Source organism: Pseudomonas sp. Marseille-P9899, from assembly GCF_903166565.1.
GTDB classification, from domain to species: Bacteria; Pseudomonadota; Gammaproteobacteria; order Pseudomonadales; family Pseudomonadaceae; genus Aquipseudomonas; species Aquipseudomonas huaxiensis.
Genome location: NZ_CAESCG010000004.1, coordinates 128,090 through 140,706 on the forward strand (window position 1 = coordinate 128,090; position 12,617 = coordinate 140,706).

Here is a 12,617-nt window from a genome sequence, read left to right on the forward strand (position 1 = left end):
TTTCGGCGCGGCGAAGGTGACGGAGCCTTCGGTGGCGTCCTTGGCAATGGTGATGGTCTCACCGTTGCTCAGGGTGATCTTCATCTCGGTGCCAGCTGGGTTGGTCAGCTTGGCGGTGTAAACGATGTTGCCGCCTTCCTGAACGGAGCCGGTGGCGGACAAGGTCAGACCAGTGGTGTCCAGACGGGCTGGATCGTCGGTCACGACAGTCGTCGGAGTACCTGCGGTTTCCAGGTGCTCGTAGTTACCGCCAGTTACGCCAGTAATGCTGTTGGTCAGCGGGGTGTTGGTGTTCAACACGTTGTTCGGGGCGATGAAATCAACCGAGCCGCTGCTCGCATTGACCGGAATGGTGATGCTTTGGCCGTTAGCCAGAGTAATGACCAGCGGGGCGCCGGTCACTGGCGCGGTAACCGAAGCGGTGTAGGTGACTACGCCACCTTCAACAGCACTGGCAGTCGCGGTCAGGGTGACGGTCGAGGTATCAATCGAATCCGTTACAGCAGTAACCGCTGCGGTTGGGCTGACCTCGAGATGCTCGAAGTCGCCGCCAGTGGTGCCAGTGATGGTCACGCTGACGCTACCTGCGTCGACGTACACGGTGTCTTTTGGCGCTGCGAACGTGACGCTGCCTTCGGTGGCCTCCTTGGCAATGGTGATGGTCTCACCGTTGCTCAAGGTGATCTTCATCTCGGTGCCGGCTGGGTTAGTCAGCTTGGCGGTGTAAACAATGTTGCCGCCTTCCTGGACGGAGCCGGTGGCGCTGAGCGTCAGGCCGGTAGTGTCCAGACGGGCCGGATCATCGGTGACGACGGTGGTCGGAGTACCTGCGGTTTCCAGGTGCTCGTAGTTGCCACCAGTTACGCCAGTAATGCTGTTGGTCAGCGGCGTGTTGGTGTTGAGCACGTTGTTCGGTGCGATGAAGTCGATCGAGCCGCTCGAAGCGTTGACCGGGATGGTGATCGACTGACCGTTAGCCAGAGTAATGACCAGCGGGGCACCGGTTACCGGGGCAGTGACCGAAGCGGTGTAGGTCACTACGCCGCCTTCAACCGCACTGGCAGTAGCCGTCAGAGTGACAGTCGAAGTGTCGATGCTGTCGGTTACTGCAGTTACTGCTGCGGTTGGGCTGACTTCCAAGTGTTCGAAGTCGCCACCGGTGGTTCCGGTGATGGTCACGCTGACGCTGCCGGCGTCGACATACACGGTGTCTTTTGGTGCGGCGAAGGTCACGGAGCCTTCGGTGGCGTCCTTGGCGATGGTGATGGTTTCACCGTTGCTCAAGGTGATCTTCATTTCGGTGCCAGCCGGGTTAGTCAGCTTGGCGGTGTAGACGATGTTGCCGCCTTCCTGAACGGAACCGGTGGCGCTGAGGGTCAGGCCGGTGGTGTCGAGGCGAGCCGGGTCGTCGGTCACTACGGTGGTCGGAGTGCCGGCGGTTTCCAGGTGCTCGTAGTTGCCGCCGGTGACGCCGGTGATGCTGTTGGTCAGCGGGGTGTTGGTATTCAACACGTTGTTCGGGGCGATGAAATCGACCGAACCGCTCGAAGCATTCACTGGAATGGTGATCGACTGGCCGTTGGCCAGGGTGATGACCAGTGGAGCACCGGTCACCGGAGCCGTAACGCTCGCGGTGTAAGTCACTACGCCGCCTTCAACAGCGCTAGCCGTGGCGGTGAGGGTCACGGTGCTGGTGTCGATGCTATCGGTCACCGCAGTGACGGCCGCAGTCGGGCTGACTTCGAGGTGCTCGAAGTCACCGCCAGTGGTGCCGGTGATGGTGACGCTGACGCTACCCGCATCCACGTACACGGTGTCTTTCGGCGCTGCGAAGGTGACGGAACCTTCGGTGGCGTCCTTGGCGATGGTGATGGTTTCACCGTTGCTCAAGGTGATCTTCATTTCAGTGCCAGCTGGGTTGGTCAGCTTGGCGGTGTAGACGATGTTGCCGCCTTCCTGGACGGAACCAGTGGCGCTGAGCGTCAGGCCGGTAGTGTCCAGGCGCGCTGGGTCATCGGTGACGACGGTAGTCGGCGTGCCGGCGGTTTCCAGGTGCTCGTAGTTGCCGCCGGTGACGCCGGTGATGCTGTTGGTCAGCGGGGTGTTGGTGTTGAGCACGTTGTTCGGTGCGATGAAGTCCACCGAGCCGCTGCTTGCATTAACCGGGATGGTAATCGACTGACCGTTGGCCAGAGTAATGACCAGTGGTGTGCCGGTGACCGGAGCAGTGACGCTCGCGGTGTAAGTCACTACACCACCCTCGACTGCGCTGGCCGTGGCGGTGAGGGTCACGGTGCTGGTGTCGATGCTATCGGTCACCGCAGTGACGGCGGCAGTCGGGCTGACTTCGAGATGTTCGAAGTCGCCACCAGTGGTGCCGGTGATGGTCACGCTGACGCTGCCGGCGTCGACATACACGGTGTCTTTTGGTGCGGCGAAGGTCACGGAGCCTTCGGTGGCATCCTTGGCAATGGTGATGGTTTCACCGTTGCTCAAGGTGATCTTCATCTCGGTGCCAGCTGGGTTGGTCAGCTTGGCGGTGTAGACGATGTTGCCGCCTTCCTGGACGGAACCAGTGGCGCTGAGCGTCAGGCCGGTAGTGTCCAGGCGCGCTGGGTCATCGGTGACGACGGTAGTCGGCGTGCCGGCGGTTTCCAGGTGCTCGTAGTTGCCGCCGGTGACGCCGGTGATGCTGTTGGTCAGCGGGGTGTTGGTGTTGAGCACGTTGTTCGGTGCGATGAAGTCCACCGAGCCGCTGCTTGCATTAACCGGGATGGTAATCGACTGACCGTTGGCCAGAGTAATGACCAATGGTGCGCCGGTTACCGGAGCAGTGACGCTCGCGGTGTAAGTCACTACGCCGCCTTCAACAGCGCTAGCCGTGGCGGTGAGGGTCACGGTGCTGGTGTCGATGCTATCGGTCACCGCAGTGACGGCCGCAGTCGGGCTGACTTCGAGGTGCTCGAAGTCACCGCCAGTGGTGCCGGTGATGGTGACGCTGACGCTACCCGCATCCACGTACACGGTGTCTTTCGGCGCTGCGAAGGTGACGGAACCTTCGGTGGCGTCCTTGGCGATGGTGATGGTTTCACCGTTGCTCAAGGTGATCTTCATTTCAGTGCCAGCTGGGTTGGTCAGCTTGGCGGTGTAGACGATGTTGCCGCCTTCCTGGACGGAACCAGTGGCGCTGAGCGTCAGGCCGGTAGTGTCCAGGCGCGCTGGGTCATCGGTGACGACGGTAGTCGGCGTGCCGGCGGTTTCCAGGTGCTCGTAGTTGCCGCCGGTGACGCCGGTGATGCTGTTGGTCAGCGGGGTGTTGGTGTTGAGCACGTTGTTCGGTGCGATGAAGTCCACCGAGGCGCTGCCTTCATTAACCGGGGTGGTAAGCGGCGGACCGTTGGCAAGAGTAATGACCAGTGGTGTGCCGGTGACCGGAGCAGTGACGCTCGCGGTGTAAGTCACTACACCACCCTCGACTGCGCTAGCAGTAGCGGTGAGGGTCACAGTGCTGGTGTCGATGCTATCGGTCACCGCAGTCACGGCGGCAGTCGGGCTGACTTCCAGATGTTCGAAGTCGCCACCAGTGGTGCCGGTGATGGTCACGCTGACGCTGCCGGCGGCGACATACACGGTGTCTTTTGGTGCGGCGAAGGTCACGGAGCCTTCGGTGGCATCCTTGGCAATGGTGATGGTTTCACCGTTGCTCAAGGTGATCTTCATCTCGGTGCCAGCTGGGTTGGTCAGCTTGGCGGTGTAGACGATGTTGCCGCCTTCCTGGACGGAACCAGTGGCGCTGAGCGTCAGGCCGGTAGTGTCCAGGCGCGCTGGGTCATCGGTGACGACGGTAGTCGGCGTGCCGGCGGTTTCCAGGTGCTCGTAGTTGCCGCCGGTGACGCCGGTGATGCTGTTGGTCAGCGGGGTGTTGGTGTTGAGCACGTTGTTCGGTGCGATGAAGTCCACCGAGCCGCTGCTTGCATTAACCGGGATGGTAATCGACTGACCGTTGGCCAGAGTAATGACCAGTGGTGTGCCGGTGACCGGAGCAGTGACGCTCGCGGTGTAAGTCACTACACCACCCTCGACTGCGCTAGCAGTAGCGGTGAGGGTCACAGTGCTGGTGTCGATGCTATCGGTCACCGCAGTCACGGCGGCAGTCGGGCTGACTTCCAGATGTTCGAAGTCGCCACCAGTGGTGCCGGTGATGGTCACGCTGACGCTGCCGGCGTCGACATACACGGTGTCTTTTGGTGCGGCGAAGGTCACGGAGCCTTCGGTGGCATCCTTGGCAATGGTGATGGTTTCACCGTTGCTCAAGGTGATCTTCATCTCGGTGCCAGCTGGATTGGTCAGCTTGGCGGTGTAGACGATGTTGCCGCCTTCCTGAACGGAACCGGTGGCGCTGAGCGTCAGGCCGGTAGTGTCCAGACGGGCCGGATCATCGGTGACGACGGTGGTCGGAGTGCCGGCGGTTTCCAGGTGCTCGTAGTTGCCGCCGGTGACGCCGGTGATGCTGTTGGTCAGCGGGGTGTTGGTGTTGAGCACGTTGTTCGGTGCGATGAAATCGATCGAACCGCTGCTCGCATTGACCGGAATGGTGATCGACTGGCCGTTGGCCAGGGTGATGACCAATGGTGCGCCGGTTACCGGAGCAGTGACGCTCGCGGTGTAAGTCACTACGCCGCCTTCAACAGCGCTAGCCGTGGCGGTGAGGGTCACGGTGCTGGTGTCGATGCTGTCGGTGACAGCGGTAACCGCGGCAGTCGGGCTGACTTCCAGGTGTTCGAAGTCACCACCGGTGGTGCCGGTGATCGTCACGCTGACGCTACCGGCGTCGACGTACACGGTGTCTTTCGGCGCGGCGAAGGTGACAGAGCCTTCGGTGGCGTCCTTGGCAATGGTGATGGTTTCACCATTGCTCAAGGTGATCTTCATCTCGGTGCCGGCTGGGTTGGTCAGCTTGGCGGTGTAAACGATGCTGCCGCCTTCCTGAACCGAGCCAGTCGCGGACAGGGTCAGGCCAGTGGTGTCCAGGCGGGCCGGATCATCGGTGACGGCGGTGGTCGGAGTACCTGCGGTTTCCAGGTGCTCGTAGTTGCCACCAGTTACGCCAGTAATGCTGTTGGTCAGCGGCGTGTTGGTGTTGAGCACGTTGTTCGGTGCGATGAAGTCGATCGAGCCGCTCGAAGCGTTGACCGGGATGGTGATCGACTGACCGTTAGCCAGAGTAATGACCAGCGGGGCACCGGTTACCGGGGCAGTGACCGAAGCGGTGTAGGTCACTACGCCGCCTTCAACCGCACTGGCAGTAGCCGTCAGAGTGACAGTCGAAGTGTCGATGCTGTCGGTTACTGCAGTTACTGCTGCGGTTGGGCTGACTTCCAAGTGTTCGAAGTCGCCACCGGTGGTTCCGGTGATGGTCACGCTGACGCTGCCGGCATCCACATAAACGGTGTCTTTCGGCGCGGCGAAGGTGACGGAGCCTTCGGTGGCGTCCTTGGCAATGGTGATGGTTTCACCATTGCTCAGGGTGATCTTCATCTCAGTGCCAGCTGGGTTGGTCAGCTTGGCGGTGTAAACGATGCTGCCGCCTTCCTGGACAGAGCCGGTCGCGGACAGGGTCAGGCCGGTGGTGTCCAGACGAGCTGGGTCATCGGTGACGAGGGTGGTCGGAGTGCCGGCGGTTTCCAGGTGCTCGTAGTTGCCACCGGTGACGCCGGTGATGCTGTTGGTGAGCGGCGTGTTGGTATTCAACACGTTGTTCGGAGCGATGAAATCGACCGAACCGCTGCTCGCGTTAACCGGGATGGTGATCGACTGGCCGTTGGCCAAAGTGATCACCAACGGAGCGCCAGTCACTGGTGCGGTAACCGAAGCGGTGTAGGTGACGACGCCGCCTTCAACGGCACTGGCAGTCGCAGTCAACGTGACAGTCGACGTGTCGATGCTGTCGGTGACAGCAGTCACGGCGGCAGTCGGGCTGACTTCCAGGTGTTCGAAGTCACCACCGGTGGTGCCAGTGATGGTCACGCTGACGCTACCGGCATCCACGTAAACGGTGTCTTTCGGCGCTGCGAACGTGACGCTGCCTTCGGTGGCGTCCTTGGCAATGGTGATGGTCTCACCGTTGCTCAGGGTGATCTTCATTTCAGTGCCGGCTGGGTTAGTCAGCTTGGCGGTGTAGACGATGTTGCCGCCTTCTTGGACAGAACCGGTGGCGCTGAGCGTCAGGCCGGTAGTGTCGAGGCGAGCTGGGTCATCGGTGACGACGGTAGTCGGAGTACCTGCGGTTTCCAGATGCTCGTAGTTACCGCCAGTCACGCCAGTGATGCTGTTGGTCAGCGGGGTGTTGGTGTTGAGCACGTTGTTCGGAGCGATGAAATCGACCGAACCGCTGCTCGCATTGACCGGGATGGTGATCGATTGGCCGTTGGCCAAGGTGATGACCAGTGGTGCGCCGGTGACCGGGGCGGTGACCGAAGCGGTGTAAGTAACGACGCCGCCTTCAACAGCGCTGGCAGTCGCAGTCAGTGTGACGGTCGAGGTATCAATCGAATCCGTTACAGCAGTAACCGCTGCGGTTGGGCTGACTTCGAGGTGCTCGAAGTCGCCGCCAGTGGTGCCGGTGATGGTCACGCTGACGCTACCGGCGTCGACGTAAACAGTGTCTTTCGGCGCGGCGAAGGTGACGGAGCCTTCGGTGGCATCCTTGGCAATGGTGATGGTTTCACCGTTGCTCAAGGTGATCTTCATCTCGGTGCCAGCTGGATTGGTCAGCTTGGCGGTGTAGACGATGTTGCCGCCTTCCTGGACGGAACCGGTGGCGCTGAGCGTCAGGCCGGTAGTGTCCAGACGGGCCGGATCATCGGTGACGACGGTGGTTGGAGTACCGGCGGTTTCCAAATGCTCGTAGTTACCGCCAGTCACACCGGTGATGCTGTTGGTCAGTGGCGTGTTGGTGTTCAACACGTTGTTCGGGGCGATGAAGTCGACCGAACCGCTGCTCGCGTTAACCGGGATGGTTATCGACTGGCCGTTGGCCAGAGTGATGACCAGTGGTGCGCCAGTCACTGGAGCAGTGACCGAAGCGGTGTAGGTCACGACGCCACCTTCGACCGCGCTAGCGGTGGCAGTCAGCGTGACGGTCGAGGTATCAATCGAATCCGTTACCGCAGTAACCGCAGCGGTTGGGCTGACTTCGAGGTGCTCGAAATCACCGCCGGTGGTGCCAGTGATGGTCACACTGACGCTACCCGCATCCACGTACACGGTGTCTTTCGGCGCTGCGAAGGTGACGGAACCTTCGGTGGCGTCCTTGGCGATGGTGATGGTTTCACCGTTGCTCAAGGTGATTTTCATCTCGGTGCCGGCTGGGTTGGTCAGCTTGGCGGTGTAAACGATGTTGCCGCCTTCCTGGACCGAGCCCGTGGCGGACAAGGTCAGGCCAGTGGTGTCCAAACGAGCTGGGTCATCGGTGACGACGGTGGTTGGCGTGCCGGCGGTTTCCAGGTGCTCGTAGTTGCCGCCAGTGACACCGGTGATGCTGTTGGTCAGCGGGGTGTTGGTGTTCAACACGTTGTTCGGGGCGATGAAATCGATCGAGCCGCTGCTCGCATTAACCGGGATGGTGATCGATTGGCCGTTGGCCAAGGTGATGACCAGTGGTGCGCCGGTGACCGGGGCGGTGACCGAAGCGGTGTAAGTAACGACGCCGCCTTCAACAGCGCTGGCAGTCGCAGTCAGTGTGACGGTCGAGGTATCAATCGAATCCGTTACAGCAGTAACCGCTGCGGTTGGGCTGACCTCGAGGTGCTCGAAATCGCCGCCAGTGGTGCCGGTGATGGTCACGCTGACACTGCCGGCATCCACGTACACGGTGTCTTTTGGCGCTGCGAACGTGACGGAGCCTTCAGTCGCATCCTTGGCAATGGTGATGGTCTCACCGTTGCTCAGGGTGATCTTCATTTCGGTGCCAGCTGGGTTAGTCAGCTTGGCGGTGTAGACGATGTTGCCGCCTTCCTGGACGGAGCCAGTTGCGGACAGGGTCAGACCGGTGGTGTCGAGGCGAGCTGGGTCATCGGTGACGACGGTAGTCGGAGTACCTGCGGTTTCCAGATGCTCGTAGTTACCGCCAGTCACGCCGGTGATGCTGTTGGTCAGTGGCGTGTTGGTGTTCAAGACGTTGTTCGGGGCAATGAAGTCCACCGAGCCGCTCGAAGCGTTAACCGGAATCGTGATGCTTTGGCCGTTAGCCAGGGTAATGACCAGCGGGGCACCGGTTACCGGAGCAGTGACGCTCGCGGTGTAAGTAACCACACCGCCTTCAACAGCACTGGCAGTCGCCGTCAGGGTTACGGTCGACGTATCAATCGAATCCGTAACAGCAGTAACCGCTGCGGTTGGGCTGACTTCCAGGTGTTCGAAGTCACCGCCAGTGGTGCCAGTGATGGTCACGCTGACGCTGCCAGCATCCACGTACACAGTGTCTTTTGGTGCGGCGAAGGTGACAGAACCTTCGGTCGCATCCTTGGCAATGGTGATGGTTTCACCGTTGCTCAAGGTGATCTTCATTTCGGTGCCAGCCGGGTTAGTCAGCTTGGCGGTGTAAACGATACTGCCGCCTTCCTGAACAGAGCCAGTCGCGGACAACGTCAGTCCGGTGGTGTCCAGACGAGCCGGATCATCGGTCACGACGGTAGTCGGAGTACCCGCAGTTTCCAGGTGCTCATAGTTGCCACCCGTCACACCAGTGATGCTATTGGTCAGCGGCGTATTGGTATTCAACACGTTGTTCGGCGCAATGAAGTCCACCGAACCACTCGAAGCATTGACCGGAATAGTGATCGACTGACCGTTGGCCAGAGTGATCACCAACGGAGCGCCAGTCACTGGCGCAGTAACCGAAGCGGTGTAAGTAACCACACCACCTTCAACAGCACTGGCAGTAGCCGTCAGAGTAACGGTCGACGTATCAATCGAATCCGTAACAGCAGTAACCGCTGCAGCCGGGCTGACTTCCAGGTGCTCGAAGTCACCACCAGTGGTGCCGGTCACGGTCACGCTGACGTTTCCGCCATCTACGTACACCGTGTCTTTCGGCGCCGCGAAGGTCACGCTGCCTTCAGTCGCATCCTTGGCAATGGTGATGACCTCACCGTTGCTCAAGGTGATCTTCATCTCGGTGCCAGCCGGATTGGTCAGCGTGGCGGTGTAAACGATGCTGCCGCCTTCCTGAACAGAGCCAGTCGCGGACAAGGTCAGGCCAGTGGTGTCGAGGCGAGCCGGATCATCGGTGACCGTGGTGGTGGTCGTGCCGGTGCCTGCAACGAGATTTTCGTAGTTGCCACCGCTGACACCGGTGATGCTGTTGGTCAGCGCCGGGTTGGTGACGGTGACGTTGTTCGGTGCGGTGAAGTCAACCGAGGCCGAACTCTGGCCGACCGGGATCACGATGGTCTGGCCATTGGCGAGGGTGACGGTGACCGGGGTGCCGGTAACCGGCGCAGTCACGGACGCGGTGTAGGTCACCACGCCGCCTTCGGTCACGCTCGGGGTGGCGGTGAGGACGACGGTGCTGGTGTCGAACGTGTCGGTCACGCTGGTGACGGCAGGCGTACCACTGACCGCCAGGTTCTCGAAGTTGCCGCCATCGACTTTGTCGACAGTGACGCTGATGTTCCCCGCGCTTTTGTAAACGTCGTCCGCCGGGGCGGCGACCGCCACGCTGTTGGTGGTCTGGCCGGCGGCGATGACGATGATCGCGCCGTTGGACAGGGTGACGGTGGTCGCGGTGCCGGCCGGGTTGGTCAGGGTGGCGGTGTAGATGATCTGGCCGCCTTCGGCGACGGTACCGGTGGCGCTGATGCTCAGGCCGGTGGTGTCGGTGCTTTCGGTGACGGTGGTCACCGCCGGGGCAGTATTTGGTACCAGGCTTTCGAAGTCGCCGCCGCTCACACCGGTGATGGTGGTGCTGATCGGCGTCTCGCCCTTGTAGACGTCATTTGGCGCAGTGAACTGTGCGGTGCCGCTGCTGCTGCCGACCGGGATGGTGATCGACAGTCCGTTGGACAGGGTCACAACCACCGGGGCGCCGGTCACCGGCGAGGTGACGCTGGCGGTGTAGGTGATCACGCCGTTTTCGGCCACGCTCGGGCTGGCGCCCAGGCTGACGGTGGTGGTGTCGGTCGAGTCGGTAACGGTGGTTACGGCCGGCGCCGGGTTCGGCACCAGGTTTTCGAAGTTGCCACCGGTCACGCCGGTGATGGTGGTGCTGATCGGCGCGGCGCCGTTATAGACGTCGTTTGGTGCGGTGAACTGCACGGTGCCGCTGGTGCTGCCGACCGGGATGGTGATGGTCTGACCGGTGGACAGGGTGACGATCACGGGTGCGCCGGTCACCGGCGAGGTGACGCTGGCGGTGTAGGTGATCACGCCATTTTCGGCAACGCTCGAGTTGGCGCCGAGGGTGACAGTGGTGGTGTCCACGCTGTCGCTGACGGTGGTCACGGCCGGCGCTGGATTCGGTACCAGGCTTTCGAAGTTGCCGCCAGTTACGCCGGTGATGGTGGTGCTGATCGGCGTAGCGCCGTTGTAGACGTCGTTCGGTGCGGTGAATTCAACGCTGCCGCTGCTGCTGCCAACCGGAATGGTGATGGTCTGGCCGTTGGACAGGGTCACGACCACGGGTGCGCCGGTCACCGGCGAGGTGACGCTGGCGGTGTAGGTGACCACGCCGTTTTCCGCCACGCTCGGGCTCGCGCCCAGACTGACGGTGGTGGTGTCGGTCGAGTCGGTAACGGTGGTGACCGCTGGCGCCGGGTTCGGCACCAGGCTTTCGAAGTTGCCACCGGTCACGCCGGTGATGGTGGTGCTGATCGGCGCGGCGCCGTTATAGACGTCGTTCGGTGCGGTGAATTGCACGCTGCCGCTGGTGCTGCCGACCGGGATGGTGATGGTCTGGCCGGTGGACAGGGTGACGATCACCGGAGCGCCGGTCACTGGAGAGGTGACGCTGGCGGTGTAGGTGATCACGCCATTTTCGGCAACGCTCGGGTTGGCGCCGAGGGTGACGGTGGTGGTGTCCACGCTGTCGGTGACGGTGGTGACGGCCGGGGTGGTGCTCGGCACCAGGCTTTCGTAGTTACCGCCGGTCACGCCGGTGATGGTAGTGCTGATCGGCGTGGCGCCGTTGTAGACGTCGTTCGGCGCGGTGAACTCCACGCTGCCGCTGCTGCTGCCGACCGGAATGGTGATGGTCTGGCCGTTGGACAGGGTGATGACCACAGGCGAGCCGGTCACCGGCGCGGTGACGCTGGCGGTGTAGGTGATCACGCCGTTTTCGGCAACGCTGGCGCTGGCGCCCAGATTGACGGTAGTGGTGTCGATGGAGTCGGTGATGGTGGTGACGGCAGGCGTCGTGCTCGGCTCCAGGTTCTCGAAGTTGCCCCCCGACGCGCCGGTGATGGTCACGCTGACGGTGCTGCCGTTGGCGTACACGTCATTGGCTGGGGTCGGCACTTGTACGGTGCCGGTCACTTCGCCGGCCGCGATGGTGATCACTGCGCCGTTGGACAGGGTCACGGTCACCGGCGTTTGCGCCGGGTTGGTCAGGCTGGCGGTGTAGGTGATCACGCCGCCTTCGGTGACGCTGCCGCCCGCGGTCAGATTGAGCGTGGTGGTGTCGAGAGTGTCGACGATCTGGGTGACCGCCGGGGTGGTGTTCGGGGTGAGGGTCAGACCGTCGCCACCGGTGGTGCCGGTGATGGTGGTGGAGATCTGGCGGTCATCCAGGTAGACGTTGTCGCTGGACGGAATCACCACGGTGACATTGCCGGTCAGCTGGCCAGCGGAAATGACGATGACCTGGCCGTTGGACAGGGTCACGCGCAGATCGGAGGTCGGCGCCTGGGTCAGGGTCGCGGTGTAGACGATCGCGCCGCCGGCCTCGGACACGCTTGGCGTGGCGCTCAGCGTCAGGCTGCTTTCCTGGGTGGTGGCGGTGGCGTCGAGGGCCTGGGTGGTGGTATCAGGCGCGCCCGTGAAGTCTTCATTCAGCGTGGCGGCAAAGTTCAGGCCTTCGGTTTCATAACCAATAACCGGCGCCACCGAACCGGCAGTCGCATCCAGCATCACCACACTGTGACCACCACCCGCAGCACCACCGCCTTGGGACTGCGGACCGGCCGCAGTCGCTTCAAGGTCTTGCGTCGGGTCAGCACCGGCGGCGATGGCCTGCTGCAGCTCCTCGACCGAAGGCGCGGCCTGAGCGGCGATCTCCTCGATGTTGGTGGTGCTGTCCGGAGAGTCTGCGCTCCACTGCGTATCACGACCCAGGTCGATGGTGCGCCCGTCGGTCAACTCCAGGGTGATAGCGCCGGAGAGGCCCGTCAAAACCTGGTCGCCGGCAAACAGGCGGTCGCCTTCTACCAGTACACGTTGAACACCTTCAGGGGATACAGCCATTACCTGGCCAATAACACGTTGGACGATGGCGACAACACTGCTCATGACACTCTCCGAACTAACCGTTCTAATGTGGCTTCCATACGCATTGGGCTGTTGTTGCCGCTATCTGCTTGGAATGTTTCGCAAGACGTTCTGACTTACTGTCAAACTTATGG

General features: G+C 61.9%; 1 protein-coding gene (cut by a window edge). It reads right to left on the bottom strand.

The features are described 5' to 3' along the window. Nucleotides 1–12,504: the 5' end (the start) of a retention module-containing protein gene (locus HWV67_RS20360; RefSeq protein ID WP_175652559.1), read on the bottom strand. The gene continues 14,778 nt to the left of window position 1, outside the view; the window shows 12,504 of its 27,282 coding nt (coding positions 1–12,504); the start codon lies at nucleotides 12,502–12,504; its stop codon lies off the left edge, out of view. Between the last annotated feature and the right edge of the window lie 113 nt (nucleotides 12,505–12,617).